The 26,916-nt window shown below is 50.6% G+C and carries 19 protein-coding genes; 2 read left to right on the top strand and 17 right to left on the bottom strand.

Annotated elements, in window-relative coordinates:
• Positions 1-244: 244 nt before the first annotated feature.
• The 6 genes from LCF57_RS23220 to LCF57_RS23195 form a co-directional block, all read right to left on the bottom strand.
• The gene (locus LCF57_RS23220; protein ID WP_226002824.1) at positions 245-658 is read right to left on the bottom strand and encodes a hypothetical protein; all 414 of its coding nucleotides are present in this window, start codon (positions 656-658) and stop codon (positions 245-247) included.
• 261 nt (positions 659-919) lie between these two features.
• Positions 920-4,315 (bottom strand): AAA family ATPase, encoded by a 3,396-nt coding sequence (locus LCF57_RS23215; RefSeq protein ID WP_226002823.1) that lies wholly within the window; start codon positions 4,313-4,315, stop codon positions 920-922.
• Positions 4,312-5,496 carry an exonuclease SbcCD subunit D gene (locus LCF57_RS23210; RefSeq protein WP_226002822.1) on the bottom strand — a complete coding sequence of 395 codons (1,185 nt, stop codon included), beginning with the start codon at positions 5,494-5,496 and terminating at the stop codon, positions 4,312-4,314. Before LCF57_RS23210 ends, LCF57_RS23215 begins: the two co-directional genes overlap by 4 nt.
• A 27-nt stretch (positions 5,497-5,523) precedes the next feature.
• Positions 5,524-9,567 (bottom strand): helicase-exonuclease AddAB subunit AddA, encoded by a 4,044-nt coding sequence (gene addA / locus LCF57_RS23205; RefSeq protein WP_226002821.1) that lies wholly within the window; start codon positions 9,565-9,567, stop codon positions 5,524-5,526.
• Positions 9,564-13,112, bottom strand: coding sequence for a helicase-exonuclease AddAB subunit AddB (gene addB, locus LCF57_RS23200; protein WP_226002820.1), 3,549 nt, complete (start codon positions 13,110-13,112; stop codon positions 9,564-9,566). The genes addA and addB overlap by 4 nt, the downstream gene beginning before the upstream one ends.
• A 227-nt stretch (positions 13,113-13,339) precedes the next feature.
• A complete protein-coding gene (locus LCF57_RS23195; protein WP_226002819.1) occupies positions 13,340-14,716 on the bottom strand; it encodes a class I SAM-dependent rRNA methyltransferase in 1,377 nt (458 codons plus the stop codon).
• 528 nt (positions 14,717-15,244) lie between these two features.
• Here LCF57_RS23195 and LCF57_RS23190 point away from each other — a divergent pair.
• Complete coding sequence (locus LCF57_RS23190; protein ID WP_226002818.1) at positions 15,245-16,267, top strand: Na/Pi cotransporter family protein; 1,023 nt, start codon at positions 15,245-15,247, stop codon at positions 16,265-16,267.
• Here LCF57_RS23190 and LCF57_RS23185 read toward each other — a convergent pair.
• The 9 genes from LCF57_RS23185 to LCF57_RS23145 form a co-directional block, all read right to left on the bottom strand.
• Positions 16,257-16,691, bottom strand: a complete 435-nt coding sequence (locus tag LCF57_RS23185) for an NUDIX hydrolase (protein ID WP_226002817.1) — start codon at positions 16,689-16,691, stop codon at positions 16,257-16,259. The two genes, LCF57_RS23190 and LCF57_RS23185, sit on opposite strands and share 11 nt — an antisense overlap.
• Positions 16,692-16,796: 105 nt before the next feature.
• On the bottom strand, positions 16,797-18,137 hold the full coding sequence (gene mtaB / locus LCF57_RS23180; protein ID WP_226002816.1) for a tRNA (N(6)-L-threonylcarbamoyladenosine(37)-C(2))-methylthiotransferase MtaB: 1,341 nt from the start codon (positions 18,135-18,137) through the stop codon (positions 16,797-16,799).
• Position 18,138: 1 nt separating this feature from the next.
• Positions 18,139-18,903 (bottom strand): 16S rRNA (uracil(1498)-N(3))-methyltransferase, encoded by a 765-nt coding sequence (locus tag LCF57_RS23175; RefSeq protein WP_226002815.1) that lies wholly within the window; start codon positions 18,901-18,903, stop codon positions 18,139-18,141.
• A 165-nt stretch (positions 18,904-19,068) separates the two neighbouring features.
• Positions 19,069-19,761: a site-2 protease family protein gene (locus LCF57_RS23170; protein WP_025718802.1), complete on the bottom strand. Its 693-nt coding sequence runs from the start codon at positions 19,759-19,761 to the stop codon at positions 19,069-19,071.
• Between the two features lie 2 nt (positions 19,762-19,763).
• Complete coding sequence (gene prmA / locus LCF57_RS23165; RefSeq protein WP_226002814.1) at positions 19,764-20,729, bottom strand: 50S ribosomal protein L11 methyltransferase; 966 nt, start codon at positions 20,727-20,729, stop codon at positions 19,764-19,766.
• A gap of 146 nt (positions 20,730-20,875) precedes the next feature.
• Positions 20,876-21,061 carry a YfhD family protein gene (locus LCF57_RS23160; protein ID WP_226002813.1) on the bottom strand — a complete coding sequence of 62 codons (186 nt, stop codon included), beginning with the start codon at positions 21,059-21,061 and terminating at the stop codon, positions 20,876-20,878.
• Between the two features lie 24 nt (positions 21,062-21,085).
• Complete coding sequence (locus tag LCF57_RS23155) at positions 21,086-21,460, bottom strand: hypothetical protein (RefSeq protein ID WP_226002812.1); 375 nt, start codon at positions 21,458-21,460, stop codon at positions 21,086-21,088.
• Between the two features lie 168 nt (positions 21,461-21,628).
• Complete coding sequence (locus LCF57_RS23150) at positions 21,629-22,834, bottom strand: NADP-dependent malic enzyme (protein ID WP_226002811.1); 1,206 nt, start codon at positions 22,832-22,834, stop codon at positions 21,629-21,631.
• A 63-nt stretch (positions 22,835-22,897) separates the two neighbouring features.
• The gene (locus LCF57_RS23145; protein WP_226002837.1) at positions 22,898-24,166 is read right to left on the bottom strand and encodes a 2-hydroxycarboxylate transporter family protein; all 1,269 of its coding nucleotides are present in this window, start codon (positions 24,164-24,166) and stop codon (positions 22,898-22,900) included.
• On the opposite strand from LCF57_RS23145, the gene LCF57_RS28355 reads away from it, so the two are divergent.
• Positions 24,138-24,212: a hypothetical protein gene (locus tag LCF57_RS28355; protein ID WP_413232221.1), complete on the top strand. Its 75-nt coding sequence runs from the start codon at positions 24,138-24,140 to the stop codon at positions 24,210-24,212. The two genes, LCF57_RS23145 and LCF57_RS28355, sit on opposite strands and share 29 nt — an antisense overlap.
• Positions 24,213-24,376: 164 nt before the next feature.
• Here LCF57_RS28355 and dcuR read toward each other — a convergent pair whose 3' ends face one another.
• Positions 24,377-25,096: a two-component system response regulator DcuR gene (dcuR, locus tag LCF57_RS23135; RefSeq protein WP_226002810.1), complete on the bottom strand. Its 720-nt coding sequence runs from the start codon at positions 25,094-25,096 to the stop codon at positions 24,377-24,379.
• Positions 25,089-26,744, bottom strand: coding sequence for a DcuS/MalK family sensor histidine kinase (gene dcuS, locus LCF57_RS23130; RefSeq protein ID WP_226002809.1), 1,656 nt, complete (start codon positions 26,742-26,744; stop codon positions 25,089-25,091). Before dcuS ends, dcuR begins: the two co-directional genes overlap by 8 nt.
• Between the last annotated feature and the right edge of the window lie 172 nt (positions 26,745-26,916).

Raw genomic sequence — 26,916 nt, 5'->3', positions numbered from 1 at the left:
TTTCTGTCCTTTTTTAGCCATACAAATATCCCCTTCAAGTTCACTCAATCCTCATGATACCATGCGGACTTTTTTGAGTGTCTACTTGAAGGGGATAATACCAGGAAGAAGCAGCCTTTATGGTGTGAACATATATAATTGGGTCAGTAAAGCCGCTTTGCTGTACTTATAAAGTACGATTATTATGTGCGCTGACTATACGAACATTGGGGATGTGCACTATGGCGATGTGGCAACCGGTGGCTTAATAATAAGGCAGCAGGCTAATCGCAGTTAGCGCAGCCAGTGGCAGAATCAGACGATTAAAGCGTCGGCGCCCGTAAGGGAAACCATATCCATATCCATAAGGTGGTATGGGGCCTAGATAAGGTGGATAGAACGCATATCCCCCATAAGCACGGGAGCCACCACAGCCGCAATTGTTGGGTGGATAAGGGAGATTCGCGTTTACGTTCATGTTCGCGTTCACGTTTGCGTTCTCCATCTCCCCCCCGGGAACGGCTAAATACAATTTTTCATCATCCACATGTTCTACGATCCCATCATACATGGTCCCGTCCTTCACCCATACGCATACATAACGATGCATATGCTTTTGACATAGTGTTTTAGCATCCGTTTGTTCCGGTGCTGTAACGGTTGGCATACTATTTTCCATGGTTGTTTCCTCCTAGGCTCTTGCATGTATACCGTATGTTATTCAAAAACGGGCTATGTGCTACAAGAAATTGGGCGAATTTCGGGTTGCAAAAAAAAAGAAGCACCCCGGAGGCTCTTGGCAGAGCCCCTCTGAACGGACGTATACCGGGAAATACCTTCCTCAGCATACGTCCGCCGGGGTGCTGTATGATTAACTTGTCGGCTTAGCTGTATTATAACAACACTTTGAAACTGTATCTGTGATCTGCATCACGTCACTTCAAAATGTTTCCATGACTACTCTGGAGCCGCCTCCAGCCTGTTCAGCAGGAAGAACGACCAGCTTACGTGGAAGACGAGCCCTTAGTTCAGGGACATGGCTGATTACACCAACAGACAGTTGATCGTGATGCAGCTTTTCGAGTGAGGTGATCACCGTGTCCAGCAAATCAGGGTCGAGCGTTCCAAAGCCTTCATCCAGAAAGAAAAATTGAAGCGGGTATTGGCCCCGCAATTGAATCTGAGCTGATAGCGCAAGCGCAAGCGACAAGGAGGTCAGGAATGTCTCGCCGCCGGACAAAGTCGATACCGGACGCTTGACTCCACCGTTGGCATCGTCACTAATGACAAAACCACCACTGGAATCTACCTCTAACGCGTAACGCTGCTTGGTCAGAAAACGCAAACGTCGTGAAGCAGACTGACTTACCTGCATGAGCTGCTCCTCTGCAATGTATTCAACAAAGGCATTGCCCCGAAAAACAGACTGGAGCTTGGACATCTTTTCTGCCTCGCTTCGCAATTGGATACGATTGGACTCCAGCTCCACCCAGCGGACATGCCGGCGCTGCAAATCCTCCAAATCACGCTCAGCCTTGGCACGATTCTGAAGCGCCTCTTCGTCACGTGTACGGCAATCGCGGAGCTGCGCAGCAGCCCTTTCCCACTCTTCCGCTGTGACCGTTGCTCCATTCAGCTGTTCTTCCACGTGTTTTAAGCGGGAAGACAGCTCTTGTTCCCGTTGTCGATGCAGGCTCACTTCACGTTCATAACGTGCGGCTTCATCCGGTTCCAAACAGCATTCCATGACCTCTGCTTCCGTCGCAAAAGATGAATCTGCCAGACGACTTCCCCACCGGGACTCAGACGTCTGCCGTCTTTCTTCGGCCGAGTCGGAAGCCTGCCGGGCAATCAACGAAGCATGAACGGCCTGCTGCTTGCGTTCCTCTGCTTCAGTACGTCGACGTGCCGCGGCTTCAGCTTCTTTTTTAAGTCTCTGCAGGAATGAAGTCGCTTCTGCCAACAAGGAGGCTGCCTGCCCTTCGCCAACCCATTTTCGGAGCTGTACCTGCTTCTCACGCAACGAATCGTCTTTGCTTTGGAGCCCGGTACGACGGGCAATAATGATTTTATCTTCCTCGATGATGCTCTGCTGTATCTGCTGAATACGTGCAGCTTTTTGTTCGAGGAAGGTCACGCTCGTCTCCAGCCGCGACCGCAGCTCTTCCGCACGCCCGTCGCGTTCCTGCATGGCGCGATAACGCTCCGCGGCTTCGCCTGGTGCCACGTCCGGCAGCTGCGCGGCCCATTCGGCACGCAATCCTTCGCTGCGCTTAGCGCATGCCTCGCGCTTGCTCCGCGCCTGCGTCAGCGCTGCGGCAGCCGCTTCCTGCTCCGCAGCTGCACGGATGCGCCGCTGCTGTCCGGCGGCGTCTGCCTCACGCAAGGCGTGCGCCTCCGCGGGCAGCGCATGTGCACGGGCGGCTAGCTCAGCCGCTGCCCGTTCCAGCGCCATGCAGCGCTCCGCCCAAGCGGCGGCACCGCGCGGCTCAGCTGGCGCTGCCGGGGACGCGTTAGGCTCGCCCGTGGCAGCAGCCCCACTGTCTGCGACGACGGGCTGCATCAGCAGGCTGCGCTGCTCGTGCAGCTGCTGGCGCAGTGTGAGGCGCAGCTCCTGTAAGCCAAGCCGCAGGCGATGCAGCTCGTCCGGTGCCGCCGCATCCGCGTCACGGACAGCCGTGGCGGCAGGTGCAGGGTGATGCAGCGAGCCACATACCGCGCACGGCTCGCCCTCGCGCAGCTCAGAAGCTAGACGCTGTGCGAGACGGCCCAGTTCCTCTACGCGGAGCTTGTGGCGCAGTTGCTCCTCCTCGGCTGCCAGTGCCGACACGTCGGCCGTGATTTCCGTCTCCAGCGTCAGTAACGCCTCGATGCTCTCAGCAGCCTGTGCAGCAAGGGCAGAACGCCGCGCCTCCGTCTCCTGTGTCTCCTGCTCCGTCAGCTTCAGATGTTCGTCAGCTTGCGCAAGCCGTTTCTCCTGAACGTCGTACTCCTGTTCAGCTTCACGCAATTGCTCATTCACCGTCTCCAGCTGTTGCAGACGTTGAATGGCCTCTTGCAGCATACGTCGCTCATCTGCCCGTACTTCATTTTGCTTTAGCTCCTGTTGCAGCTCCTGCTGTCGCTTCAAGCCTCGTACCTGCAGCTCTTGCTCCTTGGCGAGTCCTTCGCCATATGAAGCAAGGGTTTGCTCACTTTGCAGCAGCTCTGCCGCCAGACGTTCTCGTTCAGTGTGCAACACTTCCGTATCACGCTCCAACTGAAGCGCCTGTTCCAGCTGATCGATCCGGAGCAGCAGCTTTGGCTCCTCCGCGCTCAGCGCTTGCCGGGCCTGTTCGTCGGCTTGTGCAGACACAAGCGCAGCCTCCTGGGCTGATGCGACCTGAACCGCAGCTTCTTCGGCAGCCTTTTGACGTTGATCCGCTTCGGCAACGGCTTCCTTCCAATCCGTCAGCACTGGCAGCAATGCCTCAGCTGCCGATGCTTGACGCAGCTTGTGCTCCAGCAAAGCAATAGCTGGCTCCAGGGCAGCCAGCTGGCCCAGTTCCTTCGCCCGGCGGCTGCGCTCCATGACCAGCTCGCGGATTTTGTTCAGCGCTTCCGCCTCGCGAGTAACATGCTCCAGCTCACGGCGCGAAGCCTCTGCATTCGCAATCGCTTCTTTGAGGCGCAACTCCACCTGTTCAAGCGCTTCAGCACTCGCGTTTCCCAGACCTTGCTGCTCCGCCTCCAGTTCTTTCAGTGCCATGTCATTGTCCTTCACACGACGGCTGAGCTTCTGTGCGAGTTGATCGCCATACTTCTCCAGATGGAACAAACGCTGCAGCATCTGCCTGCGTTCACTGCCCTTCAAGGACAAAAATTCCGCAAACTTTCCCTGCGGCAATACGACAGCACGTGTAAAATCGTCCATTTTCAGGCCAATATACTCCTCCACACAGCGCGTCACATCCTGTACCTTGTCAGCAAGCACTTCCTCGCCGTCATCCGTGCATACAATAAAACGACTGAGCGTGTTATTCACCGATACACCTCCAGCGCGTTTGAAACGTCGTTCTACACGGTAACGGCGAGGTCCCTGGGCTGACATTAATTCGAACGTAAAAGCAACGGACAATGTATCCTCAGCATGATTCATAATGCCTTGAGTGCCATTCACCGCTCGCTCCACTTTACCGTACATAGCCAGCGTAATGGCGTCAAGCAACGTTGATTTGCCACTGCCCGTAGGGCCAAAAATCCCAAACAATCCAGTTTCAGTCAGCTCGTCAAAACGAATTTCCTGCGGTTCCCGATAGCTTTGCAGCCCCGCCAATTTCAGAAGAATCGGCTTCATGCATCATCCTCCTCAGCGTGGTCCCTTGCATCATCCTGTTCCACCAGTTCCAGAAACAGCTGCATCAATCCGTCATCCGGCTGCGCTCCACCTGTCTGTCGCTGATAGAAGGCCCGGAACAGCTCATGAACCGGCAGCTCTGATCGTTGATGCTCCAGCTGAGCCGCAGCCATTTCCGGATACATTGGACGAATGTGAATGATCCCTTCACGGCTTTTGCGCAGCCGCTGAATATCCCCCATCGACATCGCTTCGTCCAGCGTAATCTCCAGATCAATAAAGGCATCCGTATCCAGCCCTTCGTCCAACCAGCGGTATACTTCTTCCAGACCTCCCCGTGCACGCCACCTCACTAATGGACGTCCACTGGTAATATACAGTTCCTCGACCTGTGCAGGCTTGCCAGCAACCACGTCAATCAACGTAACCGATTTGGCTTGTCCTGCCTCGGAAAAGCTATATGCCAGCGGAGAGCCGCTATAACGCATCAGCCCGTCTCCCTTCACATACTGGGGACGATGCAGATGTCCTAGAGCTGTATATTGCGCCCCGATGCTCAGCGCTGACGGATCGACTGTATAAGCTCCCCCGACCTGAATCGGACGTTCCGAGTCTGATTCCAGCCCGCCGAGCACATAAATATGGCTCATCGACAAATTGACAGTGTCAGGCCGAAACTCTGTACCCAGCTGTGCCATCAGCAACCCTACACGGCGGCTATATGCCTCGCGCAATACCGTCTCATCTCCGTCCTCAGACAACAGCTCGTTCAGACGGGACTCGGAGGGATACGGCAGGGCTGCGATGCATGCCATTTCACCCGTTCGCGGTGTATGAACCTGCACCGCCTTTCCGCTGGGTAGTCCCAGCAGTGTAATTCCGCGCCCGCTTACCAGCGGCGTGACCGAGGATACCCTTTCCGGCTGATCGTGATTGCCCGCAATAACGACCAGGGGTCTTCCTCCAGCCGTAAGGCGGGCAGATGCTTCATAAAACAACTGCTCGGCGGCCGCCGAAGGATTAACCGAATCGTACACATCTCCAGCCATCATAATTAAATCTGCCTGCTGATCATCAGCCATTTTCGCCAATTCTTCCAAAAACGCTTCCTGCTCCTTCAAACGGCTGCGTCCTTCCAAAGTGCGACCCAAATGCCAATCACCTGTATGCAAAATCCGCATGCTCTTCCTCCTCCCTCTAGTACATAACTACAGCCGCACACTCTCTCCAGCCTCAAAAAAATACAACCATTTCTCAGCAACCTTTTTTCCTGTAATTTCTTCGATCACGCGGGCATAAAGCTCCAATTGAAAACGATACTGCTCCGTTAAATGAGATAGCGTACGGTACTGCGATACTCGATCTGTTTTATAATCTACCAACACAAGTCCTTCCGAAGTTTCAAACAGGCAGTCAATAATCCCGTTCATCAGCACTTTATCGTCCTGACCGCCTTCCGAATCTATTTCCTGTGTTTCCTGTGCTGGCAGCATCGATGGCAGGCTGTGGTTCCAGTAATCGGCTGCCCGCATCGTATAAGTAAACGGAAGCTCACGTTGAACATGGGATGCCTCCAGCATTCTGCCACCCAGCTCACTGGTGAAAAAGCGCAATATTTTGTCCGTATCCAGCACCTTCGCATGAATCTCCAGCAATATGCGTTGATTCAACAGACGGGCCTTGGTTTCCTCAATAACCTCGGCGTTCATCACCCCATCCAACGGCAAATGCAGCATTAGCATATGATACACTGTTCCGCGTTCCGTCGGAGTCAGACGTTGATTTCCCATAAACCTAGGTCTGCGCAGATGTAATCCATTGCCGCCTGTACGAGAATCTTTTTGATCCTCCGGTAACTCTGCTAGTTGGGAGGCAGATAGATTCAGCCAATCTTCCGCTCCAATCTCCTGCATTTCCAGCCATCTTTTCATCTCGGTAACCGACGTATTGGCTGCCGTCTTGCCTGCCCGTTCATACGGATAGGTCCAGGAAAGAGCTGCGGCCATATCCGTTTCACTCTTTGCGTTCACGTCAATCGGCTGTGCATTTCTCAGCGCTTCCGTTTTCTTGTGTCGCTCCTCGCCGGATATCTCTTCCTCATGGGCCGAGCTCACACGGGAGCCGGAAAGAGTCTCCGAAGCCACAATTTTAAAAAGCCAGTCTGCCCCTGGCATATGCTCCAACCTGTGAAAATATCCAGCTTGAACACCCGCCGCTTCCCGCAATGCAACAGCAGAAGGATGGCGAATCAAAGCGGGACCTACCCAGTCCAGGTAACTGCGGCCTGCCGCTAGCATATAGTCTGGCAGGACGGTTTCGGTATGCTCTTTGGCACGTGCCCAGCCTGCTGCGCGTGAAGCGAGGTCCTTCACCGTTCCGGTCATGATAAGCTTTTCGCGTGGACGTGTAAGCGCCACGTATAACACCCGCATTTCTTCAGCCAATAACTCCAACTGGGAGCGTCGACGAATCGCCAAATTAGGCAGCGTCGGGTAGCTGACCCGATTTTGTTCCTCCACATATTTGGGACCAAACCCCAACTCCTTGTGCATGAGAAACGGCGCGTTCAGATCCTGCTGATTGAACATTTTAGCCGTCCCGGCAATGAACACAACAGGGAATTCAAGTCCTTTACTTTTATGAATGGTCATAATACGAACGGCCTGATCGGGCTCTGTACCACCACTGCTGGAACCCAAATCACCACCTCGCTCCCGCAAACGGGAAATGAAGGTCAGAAATCGGAACAATCCACGGTTAGACGTTGAAGTCTCATATTGTCTGGCCCGGTCATACAGCGCCCGCAAGTTGCTTTGACGTTGTGAGCCGCCAGGCAGACCGCCTACCCAATCCAGATATCCCGTTTCCTCCAGCAAATTCCAAACCAATTCACTTAAGCTGCCTTGTCTGGCTTCCTTCCGCCACGCTTCCAATTTATGCAAAAATGAACGCAGTCGGGTAGACAACGTATTCCCGTTATTTCTGTCACTAAATTCAAATGAAGAGAGCGAGTCCTCGGTGAAAAGGTCCGGTCCCATGATGTCAGCGGAGCTTGCATTTTCTCTCTCCTCAAGTGGGGCGGCCTCTGCTGCCGCCAGCAAAGCACCATAAAACAGTCCGTCAGGCTTCTGTAATCGAATTTGAGCCAGCTCGTCCTCGGTCAAGCCCACAATCGGCGAACGAAGCACAGATGCAAGCGGGATATCCTGCTGCGGATTATCAATAATATGCAGTAAGGACAACATCACCTCTACCTCTGTTGCTTTGAAAAAGCCTGTCGTCTGCTCCCCGGAAGCCGGAATGCCCTCAAGCCGCAGTTCCTCCACAATTAAAGGAGCCCACACGCTGGCTGAACGAAGCAAAATGACGATATCACCGTAGACTGCCGGGCGCATCGCTTTTAAACCTCTGTCGTAAATCAACAGTGGTTGTCCCGTATCTCCAGTCAGCTCCTTAATCCGTTGCGCGATCGCACGCGCTTCTAACTGCGCCGTTTCCAGCTCAGCAAGCTCGGCCAATTCGTTTTCCTGTACAGCAGACTCATCATTTGCTTCAGCTTCTTCCAATGCATCCGAAAGACCTTTCCCGCCTTTATCAACTAGCAGCAACTCGGGTGCGTAGGCAGATGCAGCATCTTTCTCCGTCTGCTCGGGATAGGATGCGCCGTGTACCAGCCAAGCCCGTTCGTCATATTCAATTTCAGCCACATCAACGCTCATAATCTGACGGAACACCAAATTGACCGCATCGACAACTTCCTCCCGACTGCGGAAATTACGCGCCAAATCAATCAAAAGGCCATCTTCCTGCTCCTGCAACCCATATCGTTGATACTTATTCAAAAACAGACCTGGCTCTGCCAGCCGAAACCGGTATATACTCTGCTTCACGTCTCCTACCATAAAACGGTTACCCGGTTCCTCGCGAGAAACCAATCTGACGATATCTTCCTGTACGGTGTTCGTATCCTGATATTCATCCAGCAATACTTCATCGAATTGCGCCTTGTATTCAAGCGCAGCGTCCGAAGGCAGCAATCTATCTGGAGTAGAATCAGGATGACGCAATATTTTTAGACAATAATGCTCCAAATCCCCGAAATCCACCAGCCCTTTAGACTGCTTGTGCTGCTGAAATCGTTCCCCGAATGCAATGACGGTCTCTACTAGTTCGTCCATCAGAGGAGCCGCTGCGTGTAATTCCTCCAAATAAGCTTCCGCTCTCCTGCCGAACAGGGAAGCTTTCATATCTGTAATCATTTTTTTCGCTGCCTCACGCAGCAGCTTGACCCGTTCCTGCAATGCAGGCTCGGTCTGATCTTTTTTGACCGGCTTGAGCTTGCTGAAGGACGCCAGCTGAAAGTGATCATACAGGGTCGCCCACGGCTGTATCTCCAACTCCTGCAGCAATCCCTTCACCATCGCCGCATCCTCTTGCAGCGTTGCTGCATAAGGTGCAGGACCGCCGGGCTGCATAGCTGTTTCATACGCCTGTTCCAGCAAGCTTGCAGCTCCGCGCAGGGAAAGTGCGGCATCCGCCACAATGCTGCGAACCCAAGGAGTCTCTCCCAAAGCGGCCACATCCTGTACACGGAAAGCTGCTGCTGTCTGCTTCAACCAATGCTCCGGCCAAGGATGACTTTGAGAAAAATCGTACAGCCGCTGAACAAGCACATACATCGCATCATCGGTGCGTTCTCCACTAAACCAGTCCACCAGTCTGCGGAACGTGCTGCCTTCATCATGAGCCTCATATTTTTCCTCAAACAGCTCTTCCAGCAGCTCCTGTCGCAGCAATTCCGTCTCATGCTCATTCATAATCCGAAAACCGGGATCTAGGGGAATGGCCTGATAATGCCTGCGAATGACCTCCATACAAAAAGAGTGAAGCGTCGTAATCGAGGCCCGATTCAGCAACGATAGCTGACGACGTACATGCTCACTTTCCGGTTCCTGTTCCAGCACGCGCTCCAGTGCTTCCCGTATCCGTTGACGCATTTCGGCAGCTGCGGCCTTTGTAAAGGTCGCCACCAACAACCGATCCACGCTGAAGCCGAGCTGGGGATCGACGATTTTGCGAATAATACGCTCTACAAGCACCGCTGTTTTGCCAGACCCCGCCGCTGCGGCCACCAGCATGTTGTTGCCGGATTCCGAAATTGCGCGCCACTGGTCATCACTCCACATGCTGCCTTCCGGCTTCGGTATGCCTTTTGTGTTGAGTATGCTTTTCGTGTTAGAAGCTTCTATCATTGGTCCATTCCTCCTTTCCCTTCCTCTGTATAACCCAGCAGATTCCATATTTGATCCTTACCCGGTTTCCCCCATTGATTGTAGCCACTGCCTTCCAGACTGTCGTCAAATTGACAAACTGGCTTGAATGAGCAGAATGTACATGCCGTCTCCTGCTGAATACGATAAGGTTCAATGGCCACATCGCCCTCTGTCATCCGTGTTCCAATCGTTCGAATATTGTTACGCACCGAAGCCAGCAGACGATCCCACTGTTCCGGCGAAGCGACTGAGGCACTGCTGTAAAAGCTGCCGTCTGCTTTCACCGCAACAGGTAAAATGGAGGAATACCCTTTATCCAGTGCCGTATCCATCTGTCCAACCACATCTCGATCCGCCAGCAATAGTCCCTTCATCTTGAAGCGTTTCAAAAGCTCCTGACGAGCCTGTTCCGCACTAAGACCGTTAGGCGACTGCAACATCGGATTGTGAACGTGGAAATATAGCGTCCCCGCCGGATAGGCCGTTTCGCCCAACCATTCCTCTGCTGCATTTAACAGCACGTCCAGATATGTGAGCATTTGCAGGGACAAGCCATAGTACACCTCATGCAGCTTAAGATCCTTTTGGCTGGACTTGTAATCAATGACCCGCAATAGCAAACCTTTTTCTCCCTCTGCTACATCCACACGGTCAATTCGTCCGACAATTTCCATGATAACGCCGTTATCCAGTCGAAAGGTCAGGGGCGGAAGCGGTTGACCCGGCCCAAAGTCCAGCTCCAGCCCAATCGGCTCAAAGCTGCCTCTACGCGCATGCTCACCCAAAATCAATGAAGCACGGCTCACAATATCCTTCAGCTTGCGTAAAATGTAGCCGTATCGCTTGGAGCTCATTAAAATCTCGCCTTGCAGGCGAGGAGCCAAACGCTCCACTGTCGTTTCCGCCTCCTGGCGGCACTCCTCCGTGCTGAGACTCCCCCAGCTAATGTTTCTTTCGCGCAGATTGATCGCCATTTCACCGAGCGCTGCATGGAATAATTGTCCGATATCCGGTGCCTTCAGACGATACATCTGGCGCTCTTTCAAACGAAGACCGTGAGAGACAAAATGCGAAAACGGACATGCGACAAAACGTTCCATCCGAGATACACTCGTACGCAGCTTGCTGCCGTACAGACGGTGACTCGTTTCCTTCTGCAATTCGGCGTGGTTTTCGTAAAAAAGAGAGGTCAGCAGCTGACGCAGCTTGTCCTTCTCACACCCTTGCTGGCTGGCATACCAGTTGTATACCTCCCACCAAGGAGATAAAATATCACCGCCACGCCGCCAATGCCGTAATTGCTCAATGAGCTGCGGCAAAGCCTCGGACGGATGGGAAGCATACTCCCATTGCGTCGCCCAGTCATCCCCAGGCAGAGGGTATCCAGCCAATGGACGTTCTTCCAGACCGGGAAACAGCTGCCGGACATGCCGAACCAACTCTGACGGCAGCAGCGACTTCCCTTCTTCATCGGTCACAGCATAACTCATCCACAGGCTTTTGCCAGGTGATGTAAGAGCCGAATAAGCGAGAAAACGTTCATCCAACAGACGTCTTGTCATATCCGGTGCCAGCTCCACGCCTCGTTCGTTTAAAGCGGTACGCTCCTGCTCATTCAGCACACCGTCCTCATGAAACACAGCTGGCATCACACCTTCGTTCATGCCGAGAACAAAGGCATGCTGTATGCCCGCTACACGTGTCCGATCTGTGTTGCCGACAAGTACCTGATCCAGAGCCGGCGGCACAAGTCCCATACGGAACTCAGCCAAGCCCGTCTCCAGCACCCCCGCGAATAAAGAGGTATCCAGTCTCTCATCACCCATCATTTCGACGATCTGATCCAGCAGCTCAAGCACTGCATCCCATACCTGACGATGCTCCTTGGCCTGCTCAGGATTTCCGGCTTCCTCAGCCTGACGAATAAAGGCATCCAGCTTATGACCGATGTCTGCATCCTCCAGCAGCAGATATACAGCTTCACACTTCTCAAGTGCCGTGCGGGCCTTGCTCAGACGTTTTTCAAACACACGTATAGGCGTCACGATCACATCACGGCATAGCTCCATCAAATCTAATGTCTCATCTCTTTGCCGATTCCGCTCCTGCTCCTCCAACTCCAGCGACAGGCTGGGAACAGCCTGCCACGGTCGTCCGTCTGTCCAACGGCTGCCTTGTATTCCGCAGGCCAGTGCATAATTTTCCAGACGGTCCATGTCCTCACGGCTAACCCGACCATCCAACGGCAGCAGAAGATCTGTTTTGACCGCACGGAATACATCCTCATACCGCCAACGCCGCTGGACAATATCCAGCGAAGCCCGAATCATTTCCACTAAGGGATGGTGCAAAACACTTCTCCGCTGATCCAGAAATACCGGAACCTCATATTGTTTGAATATCGGCTCCACCCATGGCTCATAATCTTCAATATGACGTACAAACAAAGCCATTTCCCGATAACGCGCGCCCTCATCACGGGCCAGACGGCGCATTTCGCGTACGGCCCCTTCCAACTCAGCACGACGATTGGCCGCAGCGTACAGCTTTATGCCTTCCGGCTGTTTTTCTGGCCACTGCTCCCGTTGCTGCTGCCGCATCCGAAATCCTGTGCGATGTTCAAAATGTGCCTCCAAATATGCTAACGCCGGACGCTCCTTAAATCTCGGCATTGGATCAGGGCGCAGCAATTGCGTCTGCGTCTCCAGCATCAGCTCATCCGCCATCCCTTTAAGCTTTACATAGGTAGCTGCTGGCGGATGGAACAAATCCAGTTCATGCGGAAGCTGTCCGCTCTCATAGCTGCGGTTGCAGGTCAGCGCCACCGTCAACGAAGAAGCGTGCAGCATAAGCTGCTCCACCACCTTATATTCATGCGGCGTAAACCTGCGGTAGCCATCCATCCAAATATCTGCCCCGCGCACAAGGGAAGACTCGGCAATCTGTTCTGCCAGCATACGCAGCGTATCCTCACCGTCAATAAATCTAAGTGACAGCTCGCGTTCAAAATCCTCATAGATTAAGCTGATATCTTTGAGCTTACCGCGCAAAATCGGGGTTGACTCTCCCGCGGCATGCATGCGCTCCAGTTGCTCAGGTACAGACCGGGTATCATTCCCGTACTGCTTCAGCTCCGTAAACAACGTATTCAACCGATCCACAAAGCCAAGCTGGTCACCCGATTCCTTAAACAAACTCAGTTCATCCTTGCGACGACGAATAATTTTATATAAAAGCATCTTCTTGCCCTCTTCTGTCACTGGCACCAGCGCTGAACCGCCGGTTTCCTGCATGACTAAATAAGCAAGACGATGAAATCCCATCACCTGGGCGCGCACCGACCCCTGAATACCGTTTCCGGCTTCTGTAAGCAACGCATGCTCGGAAGCAAATGACGATTGCTCCGGCACAAGCAGCAGCATAGGCTTACCTAGCGACTGCTCGCGTAACATGGACGTCATCTCATGACGGATTAACGTGCTTTTCCCGCTACCCGAACGGCCAATCAACAAACGGACCGACATGATGCGGCCTCCTTTCCAACGAACAACATTCTATTAAACAGTATAGCACACGAGGCAAGGGAGAAAAGAACGTACGTTTGCCATTTTACAGCATGCATCCTTCCTAAAAAAACAAACAGTCCCGCAGGTTGGCTTGTGCATGCCTTCTCTACAGGACTGATATATACATTAAACGAGCCTATTTTTCTTATTTAACCATCCAAAAGGCGGTGGACTATGTTTGACACCTACAGCTGTTTCTGGCTGCGCACCTCAAAGATAGCGAATTTCAAATAATGGCCTTCCTCCACGCCCAAAATTTGGGGATGATCCTTGCCGGCTGCTCTCCAATCTACCAGACGAAGGATCTTCCCAGCATCAGCCGCTGCTTCCTTAATCGTATCCAGAAACAGCTCCGGCCGCATATGGTACGAACAGCTTGCCGTCACCAAATAGCCACCCTCATTAACAAGCTTCATCCCGTGCAGGTTAATATCTTTATATCCCCGCATAGCTCCTTTGACCGCACTCTTCGTTTTGGCAAAGGCTGGTGGATCAAGAATAACCACGTCAAATGTGCGCCCGCCACCAGCTGGTAGCGGCTTGGATGTATCCCCCTTGCCACCAGCTCTCGCGGCTCGTTCCTCTACACCTTTGACCTGATTGCGCAAATATTGAAAAGCATCATCCACAACAAACTCGACACGTTCCTCGAAGCCGTTCAACTTGACATTATCCCGCGCGCTTTCAATCGCATGCTCGGAAATATCAAGACAAGTTACTTTTTTTGCACCGTATTTACATGCATTAAGTGTAAAGCTTCCGGTATGTGAAAAGCACTCTAAAACAGTTGCGCCATCCCAAAATGGAAATTCAACAACCTTACCGCTTTTATTTACAGGCTTCATGACCGTGGTGCCAGAGCCGTCTTGCTCTGCCACTTCCTGGAGCGTAATTCCGCTGCGTGCACCCCAGCCTGTCATCAACGGTGCAATGGCTGCACGATTCTCACGTTGGTCGAAGAAATAACCTGTCTTCTGGCCTTCTACGATATCTACCTTGATTTGCAAGCCATTTTCTGTTACCACGACATGACGCGGGCAATCACCGTACAAAGGCCCTTTCGTCTGTTCTAGTCCTTCCAGCTCGCGGATGGATACATCACTGCGTTCATATATACCGACAGGGCTAACCACTTCAACGAGCGCGTCCCTGATTTCTTCCCTGCGCCGATCCATGCCCAGCGTCAACAGCTGCACGACCAACACATCTCCGAATCGGTCGACAATTAGTCCAGGCAAAAAATCAGCCTCGCCGTACACTAGCCGATAAGCGTCTCCTCCGGTCACAAAACGTTCACGGTGCTCCAAACAATTGCGGAAGCGTTCAACAAAGAAATTTTTGTCCATGGCTTGCAGCGGCTCGTATGATATCACACGCACTGTAATTTGTGAAGCCGGATTATAGTAGCCTGTCGCCAAATATCTACCTTGATGATTAACAATGCTAACCAGATCGCCCGCCTCTGGATCACCCTCGACCTTGGCTATTTCGTTTTTAAACACCCAAGGGTGTGAGTGCTCCAGCCTTTTTTTGCGGCCTCGTTCCAATATTACTGAAGGCAAAACCCTCACTCCTATCTTGAATTACTCAAAGTCCTTAAAAGCATGGAGTTCGATTGGGGCGCGGCTCCACGGTTCATTTGATCTTACGATCGCTGTTGCAACGGGATTATTGGATTTTCTAAATGAATTAGAGGTAAGAATCCCATTAGGTTTATGCTTCCGAAGCAGCTTTCCTTTGGAAAGCTTTCAGGCGAACGCTACCGCTTCTCCAGATTCAAATGAACCGCTCCGCTATTGCCCGCCTTTATATCGACGTCACGCTTTTAAAGCTTGTGTAGATACTACAAATTATCGTTCCGTAAAAAACAACTCGGCCATGCTTGTCATGGCTGTCCTCGGCAGATCATAGGCTGTTACATAAGTGTTTTAACGATACTCTGGAGAAGCGATATGCTTCGGTCCTCGTTTATAAGTAACTAGTGAAGATATGGTGATTTTAAGGCAGGCAACAGCGATTAAAAGATCAAATAAGCTGCGAAGTGCCTAGTTCAGCAACATTAAATAACCTTAGAAAAGGGGGTTAGGCCCGTGTTTATACACGTTATTTTGCCGCTGTGCGGTGGGCTGCTTATTTTTTTGGGCGGAATGAAGCTGATGGAAGCAGCCCTCCGGCATTTGGCTGGCCCCTTCCTCACCCACTGGCTGAATCGGGCCACCGTCTCCCCTTGGCGGGGCCTGCTGTTCAGCTCAGGCATTACCGCCCTGCTGCAAAGCAGCACCGCCGTAACGGTGATGACCATCGGCCTGGTCAACGCCGGGCTGTTGACCTACGGCCGCACGCTCGGCATCATCCTCGGCACCAATATTGGCACCTGCCTGACCACCGAGCTGATGGGACTCCAGCTCGGCAAGCTGGCTGTTCCGCTGCTATGCGGCTCACTGCTCTGCTGGAGCACTGCCGTCCTGTGGGGAGAAGCTGTCCCCGGCCGCCAGTATGCATCTGCCGGAGCTTCACCCGGTTCCAATGGGCTTAGCCGCCCGCAGGCTGTACAATTTATCAGCCTCGTCATCGCCGGATTTTCGCTCATCCTGGCGGGTATCCGCGTGATGCAAACAATCGGCCCCTGGATTGAGCAGGCCGGACTATTCCGCTGGTTTCTTGATCACGCTGCGGCCAACATGTGGTGGGCCTTCACCGCTGGAGCCTGCCTGACCGCACTGGTACACAGCAGCGCAGCCGTCATTGGCATGGCGATCAGCCTTGCTGCGGCGGGCGCCCTGCCAGCCGATGTGGGTATCGCCATCGTCATCGGCTCCAATGTAGGCACCTGCGTAACCGCTCTGATCGCCGCTGTTGGCGGCAGCGTGTCCGGCAAATTTGTGGCCTGGTCCCATGTGCTGCTGAACGTAGGCGGGGCATTGCTATTTATGCCATTGATTCCCGGGCTGGAAATAGCGGCTACCTGGATATCCGCCGAGCCCGGAGCCAAAGTAGCTCATGCCCAAACCCTGTTTAACGTGATCAGCTCTCTGCTTGTCCTGCCCTTCTGCTATTTACCTGTATGGACACGCTTAGAGGAACATATGCCTCTCCCTAGAATTAAACGTTAATTCCCAGCATAGACAGCGCCTTGCTCAGAATGATGTCATTGTTGTCGTATCCACCCTGGCGCTGAAGGCGCCATGCTTCCTCAGGCGTATGCCATGCGACACCTTTTATTTCTTCAATCTGTGCCTGTAAATCCCCATCCAGTGCCTCCACGAGATAATAATGAACTTCCTTGTCCACTTCCCCATATTCAGGGTGCTGGTACGTATAAGCAATTATATCCACATGCTGAATAATTCGCCCGTTCAGCCCTGTTTCCTCGCGAATTTCACGTAAAGCCGTTTGTTCGATCGTTTCTCCTGGCTCCATTTTGCCTTTAGCCAAGGATACCTTGCCATATCGGTCAGTAATCAGCTGGATTTCAAGTTGCTCCCCCTGTTTGCGAAACACAACACCACCTGCGGAAATTTCCTTTTTTGCTGTCATCCTGTAATCTCCCCTTCCTTGCGCAACAAGGATTCCGTCCTCTCTGTAAGGAAAGGCGAAATCCTTGTTTGCCATCGCTATTGCCTGTTCAGGCTTTTTATGTTCTTAGAGAGCTGCTTGCAGCCCATTCTCCAGTACGCGGACCAATTGACCTTCACATTCATTAACGCCCGCCTTCGTCAGCTTCACGCGGCACACTTTGCCCACCATATCCTCAGTACCTTCAAACACCAGTTGAATGTAATTGTCACTATAACCGTAGAGTATGCCGTCTTCGGTTCCTTTCGGCGCAACTTCCGGAATGACCTCCAGCACCTGACCTACGAACTTCTCAGCATAGGCCAGTTGCATTTGCTCTGACAGTTCAATCAGCTCATGTACACGTGCATTTTTCACGTCCTCGTCGACCTGATCCTCCATACGCGCCGCAGGCGTTCCAGTGCGCTTGGAATATGGGAACACGTGCATTTCCGAAAAACCGATTTTTTTCATCAGCTCATAGCCGTTGCGGAACATTTCGTCCGTTTCCCCAGGGAAGCCGACAATCACGTCTGTTGTAATCGCTACATCCGGCATTGCTTTTCGAATCATAAGCATCTTGTTATAAAACTCTTCTGTCGTGTACTTGCGGCGCATCCGTTTCAGCACAGTATCATCCCCTGCCTGAAGCGGTATGTGAAAATGACGGACCAGCTTGTTGGAGCGTTTCAGCACATCAAGCATTTTTTCATCGATCTGGCTGGCTTCAATCGAGCTGATACGGATGCGTTCCAGCCCCTCCACCTTCTCCAGATCCCACAACAGATCGGACAGGTCATAGTTTTCCATATCGTCACCATAGCCGCCAGTATGGATACCTGTAAGTACGATTTCCTTGTAGCCTGCGTGCACCAGCTGACGCGCCTGTGCAATAATGCTCACGGCATCACGGCTGCGGGATAGACCGCGCGACCACGGGATGATGCAGAAGGTGCAGAAGTTATTGCAGCCATCCTGAATTTTCAAAAAAGCACGGGTGTGATGAGCAAAATCAGGCACATCCATTTCCTCAAACACACGAGTCTTCATAATATTACGCACGGCGTTCACCGGTTGACGTGACTCTTGAATCTCCTTCACATACGGAATAATCTTGTCCCGATCCTGCGTACCAATAACGAGATCGACACCGGGAATATCCATAATTTCGGCAGGTGAAGTTTGAGCGTAACAGCCCGTTACTGCCACAATGGCATCTGGATTTCGGCGGATCGCGCGACGAATAATCTGACGACTCTTTTTATCGCCGGTATTCGTAACCGTACATGTATTAATCAAATAGACATCAGCAGTCTGCTCATCAAAATCCACCTGCTCATAACCTTCTTTTTTGAACAGCTGCCAGATTGCTTCCGTATCGTAAAAGTTTACTTTACAGCCCAATGTGTAAAATGCCACTGATGGCATGTTAAATCCCTCCCATTTCTCCTGACTCATATAAAATGCACGCCAATGCAGCCATACCTGCGGTCTCTGCGCGCAAAATACGTCTTCCCAGCCCTGTAGACTGAGCCCCGGCCTGCTCGGCCTCCTGGCTTTCTTTTTCAGTGAAGCCGCCTTCCGGACCTACCACCAACAGAACACGCGGCTTGTCTGCCGACGCCCATTGTCCTGCCAACGGCTGGATCACATCCCGTAGCTGCCGACCCTGCTCTTTTTCATAACAATAGCATATCAAATCATACCCCGCAAAAGAAGCCAGCAGCTCTTTCCACGTCATGGGTGCGCTAATTTCGGGAATCCGATTGCGATGGCTTTGCTCAGCCGCTTCCTTCACAATCTTGCGCCAGCGCTCCAGTCGCTTGCCTTCTTTTTTGGCATCATACTGCACGACTGTACGCTCGGACAAAAACGGTATAAAGCCCGCTACTCCAATTTCTGTACATTTTTGCATCACCGTCTCCATCTTGTCTCCTTTAGGAAGACTTTGAGCGATAGTGACCTGCACATGCGGTTCAGAGCTCATTTCCAGTTGCTCGACGATCGTCGCCGTAACCTGATCCTGCTCAATCGTATCCAGTGCAGCCAGCGCTTCTCTCGATACTCCGTCACTGACTATAATTTTGTCACCGCTACGGCCGCGCATGACTTTAGCGATATGCCGCGCGTCCTCACCCGCAACAATCACGTGATCTTCCAGAAATTGCTCTGCCGGAATAAAATAACGCTGCATCATCTCTCACACCTATTCTAAAAATAACTGTTTATCCACTGACTTTCCGTACAAAATCCGAATAAATCACCAAGCATCATCATATCATCTTTTACGCCTGAATGACCAGCCTGTTCCCTTTTCCATTAGCGTAATATTTATCTGTTCTCGCAAAAAAAGGAGCCCTTAGGCTCCAAATAATCCGGTGATATAAAAAGAGAACTGCAAAAACTGTATATATATCACTTGGGCCAGCGTGTAAAGAGGTTCAATCGTTACAGCCCGCACCTGTGGAATGACCAGTATAAGCAGAAAAATAAAGATGGACCACTGTTCAAACTGCTGAAGCTTGCGGCGCACAGGAGTTGGAGCTACATCCTCCACAATCCGGTATCCATCCAGCGGAGGCAGTGGAATCAAGTTAAAGATAAACAAAAACAGATTCAAATTGATCAGTGCATTGATAAACAGATAAATCGCCTGAGCAACCCGCTGGTTCTCCATGCCCGGCAGCACTTGAAAATGAAGGAGCATGGCATAGATCAATGTAGTGACAAATGCAAGCAGCAGATTACTCAGCGGACCGGCAGCCGAAACGATAATGCCCATGAGGCGCGGACGGCTGAAATTGTCACGGTTAACCGGAACAGGCTTGGCCCAGCCAAAGCCCCCGATCAGCAGCAACAACGTACCCAGCAGATCAATATGCACGGCCGGATTTAAAGTCACGCGCCCAAGCAGCTTGGCTGTGGGATCACCAAATTTATTGGCATAATACGCATGCGCAAACTCATGCACTGTAAAAGATATGATCACAGCCAGTAAGTAAAATGGAAGAACATTTAAATTTACGCGAAAAATACTTTGTAGAAAATCCATGTTTACCTCTTTCTCGCCACAAAAGCCAGCCAATCTTCATCGCGGCGTATTTCGGCAATTTCAAAGCCAGCTGCCTTCAACGCAGTTTCGACAACCTCTTCTTTATTCTTCCAAATCCCTGAAGCAATATAAACCCCGCCTGGCTCCAGAGCCTTATATACATCATCAATGAACAGCAAAATAATCTCGGCCAAAATATTAGCAACCACCAGCTTGACCGGCAACTGGATACCCAGTGTTGGATCGCTTGCATTAAGCACGGATAGCAGATCGCTTTCTTTGATGGTAATATGCTCCTCCAGTCCATTCAGACGCGTATTTTCTCGCGCACTTGAGACCGCTACCGGATCCAGATCCAGGGCAAGCACATGCTTCGCTCCCAGCTTTACAGCTCCAATGGCCAAAATACCGGAGCCTGTACCGACATCAATGACTTCTTCTCCACCCTTAATTACAGATTCCAGTGTTCTCAGGCAAAGTGATGTCGTAGGATGCGTTCCGGTGCCAAAGGCCATACCCGGGTCCAGCTCAATGATTTTTTCATCCTCACTTGCAGGCTCATAGTCCTCCCAAGTGGGTTTGATCGTTAGACGATCCGACACACGTAAAGGCTTGAAATATTGCTTCCAGGCATTTGCCCAGTCATCCTCATTGACCGTTTTCAGCTCATACCGAACCTCACCGGGGTCAATGTCGAAGGTTCTTAATTGTTCGACCCGCGGCTCAATTTCTGTACGTATGCTGTCCATATCCACTTCTTCGGCAAAATAGCCTTTGATAATCGCTTGTCCTTCAGGAATGTCGTTCAAGGGGCGATCATACCACTGCCCGTAAGACGTATCACGCGGTTTGTTGAGCGAGCCGGATTCTTCAATGGAAACCCCTCCCGCACCAGCTTCGTGCAAGAAATTCGAAATCATTTCGACGGCTTCTTCGCTTGTATGTATTGTTATTTCATTCCACAACATGGTTTTCATTTCCTCCTCATTTCACATGCATACACTACATTGTACTATATACATGCATTGGAGTTCAAAAAAGCTCAGGAGTTACACAAAATAAGACGAGCTATCCCTTAATTTGCTTCAAATAGGGATAACTCGTCTTATGAATCCTACTCGTTGTCGTTAATAATTCGCTCCTGACGACGATCAGCCACTTCAGCGCGCCGAATCGCTTCCAAATCCTGAGCATCTGCCTGCTCTGCCGAGAACTCAATATCCTCATTTTTAACAGATTGCGCACGCTTGATTTTCTCCGTTTTGGTCAGCACTTTATCAAAGCGTTTGTTTTTCGACATCGGTCACTGCTCCTTCCAAACTGTTCACAGCATTCCGCCTGCTTGCTCCACGATGGACATCGCCTGATGATGAATGGATTCATCTACCACAGCAGTCAACAAAATATCGCGGCCAGTTGGTCCGCCCTGTCCTCCATCGCTCATTCCGCTGGCAGCCGGATCAGCCGCAGCCAGTATCGCCGGACTAGCATCTGTAAATTCTACTCCCTGCGTTAGCGAGGACAAGCTGGTAATTTTCCCTGAAAATACAGGTAATCCATCGTTGCCAGTGGACTGTCGCGGATATCGGCTAAATCGGTCTATCGACACATCCGCTACCCGGAGAGCTTCCAGTTTTCTAGCAGCTCCCTGTGCTTCTTCAGGGCTTTTAAAATACGCCAAAATATTTTTTTCACCCATCCCCAAAACTCCCTGTATGATATTGAGCGCAACTTTTGTTCAAGAACGATACAATTGCGCTTTGCTATATCCTGCTCATTGGCACGAATTTATATTCTCCACAGAGATGGAACGGAACAGACACACCGGACATAGTAGGCGAAACACTGGAAACATCGTTTGTGAAGATTATAACTTTTCCGGGTGCAGGACAGCAGCGGGCATTTCTCCTGCCTTCGCTACCCCCGTCTCCCACGCAGCGCGAACGACAGCATCTCGAACCTTTTGCACCACCTTGGGATTAAACACATTAGGTATGATATAAGTTTCACTTAGCTCTTCAGGACTGATTGCATCCGCAATGGCAAGCCCGGCAGCCAGTTTCATTTCTTCATTAATCGTGGTGGCATGACAATCCAGTGCGCCCCGGAAAATTCCCGGGAAACACAGCACATTGTTAATCTGATTAGGAAAATCAGAGCGGCCCGTAGCCAATACACGTACAAAAGGCGCTGCTAAAGCTGGATCAATCTCTGGCTTCGGATTCGCCATGGCGAAGACTATAGGATCAGCGGCCATGCTCTGAATATCCTCCACAGTCAATAAATCCGGACCTGATACACCGATGAAAACATCAGCTCCCACAATCACCTCGGATAAACTTCCACTCAGATTATGGGGATTGGTCATATTGGCATACTCTGTCCAATGCGGGTTACTGTATTCCACTCCACGATGAATGGCTCCTTGCCGGTCGACGCCAATCAAATTGCGTACTCCCGCCTTGAGTAGCATACGAGAGCATGCCATACCAGCCGCACCGATACCTGCAAATACAACCTTGACATCTTCCATTTTCTTGCCGCATACCTTCAGTGCATTGACCAAGCCCGCCAATACGACGACTGCCGTGCCGTGCTGATCATCATGAAATACCGGAATATCCAACTCCTCTTTCAATCGTCTCTCGATCTCAAAACAGCGCGGTGAAGAGATATCCTCCAGATTAATGCCTCCAAAGGCAGGAGCGATCATTTTGACGATTTGAACAATTTCATCAGGGTCCTTCGTATTGAGACAGATTGGAAATGCATCGACACCTGCAAACTGTTTGAACAGGACCGCCTTCCCCTCCATCACAGGCATAGCCGCCTCCGGTCCGATATCCCCTAATCCAAGCACTGCAGTTCCATCCGATACAACGGCGACTGTATTTTTTTTGATTGTTAGCTCATACGCTTTGGCTGGATCATTCGCAATTTCCATGCAAATTTCAGCCACACCCGGCGTATAAACCTTGGATAATCCCTCCATCGTTTCAATCCGCTTTTTCGGTAAGGTCTCCATTTTGCCACCTTCGTGCAATTCTCTGATTTCGTCCAATAAACTACTCATATTTCTCTCCATCCTCTCGTGTCTGTATTTGAGCTATGAATTTCATATCTATATATAAACTCTTCAGCTCCATAAATTAAGTAACAAAGTTGCTAAAATGACCGTGGCCGCCCCGCCAATACGAGTTGCAATTTGCGCGAAAGGCATCAGTTCCATCCGATTTGATGCAGACAAGATGGCCACATCCCCCGTACCTCCCAATCCGCCACGACAACTAGTTACTATTGCAGCTTCCACTGGATACATATTAATCCATTTTCCGGTAAAATACCCGGCAATAATTAATGCAACGACAACCGACGCACAGGTGATGGCATAAGGTATCGTCAGAATCCCAACCACACTATCCAAAGGCACGTATAAAATCCCTAATCCTACCATCAATGGCCACGTCAGGCTTGCCGTTATACATTTATACAAATGAAAAGCTCCCTGCTCCAGCTGATTCGGCATGACTTGAACACATTTAATGATAGCCGCTGCCAAAATCATCAGAATCGGTCCTGGAATATGAAGATACGGCTCCAGTAGCTTGCCTACGATGAAGAAAGTACAGGCCAATAGCAGTCCTCCACCCATTAATGGGAAAGAAACGGGTTGATCCAAACTTGCAGGAGACAATTTCTCTTCTTTACCGAGTTTTAACAACATTCCGTTACCAGAAGTATTTGGTCTTTTCTCCGCTAATCTCTTAAGAACCCCCGCACCTATGATTGCAACAATGTTCCCGATGATTGCTGCCGGGATAAACTGGGATACGAATATCGCCGAATCTTTGCCCAAGACCAATCCATACGAGATAGACAAAGGTAAAATTCCTTCCCCAATCCCACCGGAGATAATGGGAATAATGATGTAAAAGAACGTATGATAGGCACTGTAGCCAAATGCCATCCCCACAACCATACCTGCTGCAACAGCTGCAATGGAGCCTACTATAATAGGGGCAAAAATTTTAACAATTCCGTTCATCAGCATTTTGCGATCCATACCAAGAATACTCCCGGTTACCAAACAAGCGATGTAGAAATAAAGAAAATTAGAGGTTTTCATGAGCGTGTGTACCGCTCCCATCGCGGACGGACTGAACATATTCCAAAATACCATCAACGATGGAACCATGAGTGACAAAATAGCTGGGCCACCAATATGCTTGAGCAGCGGAAGCTTGGAGCCCAGTTCACTGAGCAGTATGCCCAAAATCATGATGACGGCGAACCCGCCCAACATATCGTTCGGAAGTCTTTGTGTGATCGCAGCAAAGTATATAACCAACGCGATCACGAGGTAAAGCGGGAGTGGAATCACCCCTAGTTTTATCTTACCTAGCATCCTGATTCCAGCTACTGGACTTTTATTCCATTTTTGCTCCTTTTGAATGACAGCCCGGTTTGTGGCATTTTCCATAAAGCTCCCTCCTTGTAGTAAAGAACGATGATCATGCCTCGTAGTAAGGAACGATGATCATGCTTCCATTCTACACCTATGGAAAACGCTTTATTTGGTTTTAAAACTAATAATCTACTTTTGTAACTAAAGTAATCAAAGGGAGCCTAAATCATAACCGGTCATGATTTCTTCCGCCTGCGGCAAAATATGATATTGGTACACAGGTCGTCCGATGGTCCCATAAATCGTTTCCATAGCAAGCACCTCAATCTCCGTCAAAAAAGTCAGGTATTTACGCATAGACACTCTGGATATCCCTGCACTTTCTGCAATGTCCTCGGTGGAAAATAGCAGCGCTTCATGTTGCCGGATACAATTCCATATCATAGCCAGCGTTGACTTGGTTACCCCTTTGGGCAATCGGGCTAGGTCCTTGGTAGAGCTTTTATGATACAGGAGACGATCCAGCTCCTCCTGTGAAAGCAAGCTGTGCTCACGCACGATGCTGATATGCTCCCGATAACCCGTGAGTGCCTCCAGAAAACGATTAAAGTGGAACGGCTTAATCAAATAATCCACCGCGCCGAAATTCATCGCCTTCTTGACACTGTTCATGTCACTTGCAGCTGAAATCACAATGACGTCCGCATTTACTCCCGCCTCCCGGATGAATGACAGCAAATCCAGGCCATTGCTTTCCTGCATATACACATCTAATAAAATCAGGTCAACGGCCCGTTCAGCCAAAAATTTCTTGGCATCTTTTACAGAAGAAGCCCAGCCTACACATTGAAAACCCTCTACCTGCTCCATATATTTGCGGTTAAATTCGGCAACCATCGGATCATCTTCTACAATCAGGACATTAATCATGTTCATCATTCCCCGTTATCGTATATGGAATTGTAATCTCAAAACAGCACCCTTGCTCAGCTGGAATCAGTTCTACACTACCCTGTAATCTTTTCACGCTTTGCGCCACCAGATAAAGCCCCATTCCCCGTGACTCTCCCTTGGTCGAAAAACCTTTTTCAAATACCGTCTTTACAAGCCCTTCCGGTATACCTGGACCACTATCACACATGATACAGGTCAGACATCCATTCTCCTGATGCTTCTCATAATAAAGCGAAAGGGTGATCCGCTTGTGCTGGAGAGATTCCATCGCCTCTACCGCATTATCAAACAAATTACCAAGAATGGTAATCAGTTCATGGATCGTTTGAGTTTGACCCGATTCGGGCAAATAGCTACCTGGAGTCAATTCAAAACTCACCCCGACCTCTCTAGCCCGGCTTAATTTCCCCAACATAAAACCCGCCATGACAGGGTCTTTAATCTGCCGGGTAATGGAGCCAATCTCCACCTGATGATGCTCAACGGCATCCATAATGTAGTGCTCCAATTTATCGTACATTCGCAGATGCACCATCCCCATAATAACATGCAGCTTATTCATAAATTCGTGAGCTTGTGCACGCAGTGCCTCCGTATACAGAGACACCCCTGTCAGACGCTCAGCAAGCTGCTTCATCTCCGTTTTATCCCGAAAGGTTACAATCGCGCCCACGATTTCCCCTTTTACCCGGATCGGAACACTGGTAGTGAGCAAGGTTATTCCCCCCAGCTCCATTTCCTCATCCATCTGTGGAGTGCTTGCCTTCAAGACCTCTTGCAATCGGAAAGCAGATAAATAAGTGGTAATTTCCTGTCCAGAGGACGAAAAATCTTCAATTCCCGCTTGCCTTAGCATACGAATCGCTTCTGCATTCATTAACATAACACGTCCGGATTCATCCACCGCAATGACGCCTTCCTTAATGGACTGGAGCATAGCACTTCGCTCCTCCAGCAAGCGCGCGATTTCCGGCGGCTCCAGACCGGCCAGCATATTTTTAATTTTACGGGCCAGCACAACAGCTCCTCCGGTGCCGATTAACATTCCGACACCAATAGCGATAGCAATAAGGCGGTAGTTGCCTTCCTGAGCCCTTAGCACATCTTGCATGGATATACCGACGACAATCGCTCCCAACTGCTTCCCCGTCGAGCTAAACACGGGAGAAAAGGCACGCATGGATAAGCCCATTGTTCCCTTTGCAACAGATACACTCTCATGACCATGAAGTGCAGTGTATTCGTCTCCACCAACAAAGGCTTTGCCGATCATCCTGGCATCCGGGTGCGTTTTGCGAATCCCCTTCATGTCCATAACTACAATAAACTGAACATGATTAGCAGATGATACCTTCTGCACATACTTCTGCATGGAAGAAGACGAACCGGGTTGTTGCAATTGTTCGACAATAAGAGGCGTGTGGGCGATTGTACGCGCGATGGACATTGCTTTTTCCTCTAGCCCCATCTCGGTTTCATGCTCAACTCTATCCGCAAATAACAGTGTTACTGGCAGAAGTACAAGCGCCATAACGAGACAAACCAGCAGTGTAATCAGCCTTCTGAGTTTTATTGGCGGTTTCCCCCGACGCAGCTTTGACTGTGAAATTGCGATGGAACTCACCCCTTTCTACTTGAGATTAAGCGCCAATAGCTCAATACGCTTATACAAAAATGGATATGTATGTGTTTACGTAAATCCGCATAGCTATACTCATACCTCTTTATTTTATACGCTTTCTGATCCGGAATAAAAAAATGGAACTACCCCGCAATTGCGGAATAGTCCCCTCTGA

The sequence above is a fragment of the Paenibacillus sp. BJ-4 genome (assembly GCF_020404765.1).
Lineage (GTDB): Bacteria > Bacillota > Bacilli > Paenibacillales > Paenibacillaceae > Paenibacillus.
Note: the sequence above shows the minus strand (reverse complement) of the source record. Positions and strands in the feature narration are given on the sequence as shown.

Coding starts and splice junctions, on each gene's coding strand:
- LCF57_RS23220 (WP_226002824.1), bottom strand. CDS start 658: ATGGAAAATAGTATGCCAACCGTTACAGCACCGGAACAAACGGATGCT.
- LCF57_RS23215 (WP_226002823.1), bottom strand. CDS start 4,315: ATGAAGCCGATTCTTCTGAAATTGGCGGGGCTGCAAAGCTATCGGGAA.
- LCF57_RS23210 (WP_226002822.1), bottom strand. CDS start 5,496: ATGCGGATTTTGCATACAGGTGATTGGCATTTGGGTCGCACTTTGGAA.
- addA (WP_226002821.1), bottom strand. CDS start 9,567: ATGATAGAAGCTTCTAACACGAAAAGCATACTCAACACAAAAGGCATA.
- addB (WP_226002820.1), bottom strand. CDS start 13,112: ATGTCGGTCCGTTTGTTGATTGGCCGTTCGGGTAGCGGGAAAAGCACG.
- LCF57_RS23185 (WP_226002817.1), bottom strand. CDS start 16,691: ATGACAGCAAAAAAGGAAATTTCCGCAGGTGGTGTTGTGTTTCGCAAA.
- mtaB (WP_226002816.1), bottom strand. CDS start 18,137: ATGCCATCAGTGGCATTTTACACATTGGGCTGTAAAGTAAACTTTTAC.
- LCF57_RS23175 (WP_226002815.1), bottom strand. CDS start 18,903: ATGCAGCGTTATTTTATTCCGGCAGAGCAATTTCTGGAAGATCACGTG.
- LCF57_RS23170 (WP_025718802.1), bottom strand. CDS start 19,761: ATGGATTTTCTACAAAGTATTTTTCGCGTAAATTTAAATGTTCTTCCA.
- prmA (WP_226002814.1), bottom strand. CDS start 20,729: ATGTTGTGGAATGAAATAACAATACATACAAGCGAAGAAGCCGTCGAA.
- LCF57_RS23160 (WP_226002813.1), bottom strand. CDS start 21,061: ATGTCGAAAAACAAACGCTTTGATAAAGTGCTGACCAAAACGGAGAAA.
- LCF57_RS23155 (WP_226002812.1), bottom strand. CDS start 21,460: ATGGGTGAAAAAAATATTTTGGCGTATTTTAAAAGCCCTGAAGAAGCA.
- LCF57_RS23150 (WP_226002811.1), bottom strand. CDS start 22,834: ATGAGTAGTTTATTGGACGAAATCAGAGAATTGCACGAAGGTGGCAAA.
- LCF57_RS23145 (WP_226002837.1), bottom strand. CDS start 24,166: ATGCTAGGTAAGATAAAACTAGGGGTGATTCCACTCCCGCTTTACCTC.
- dcuR (WP_226002810.1), bottom strand. CDS start 25,096: ATGATTAATGTCCTGATTGTAGAAGATGATCCGATGGTTGCCGAATTT.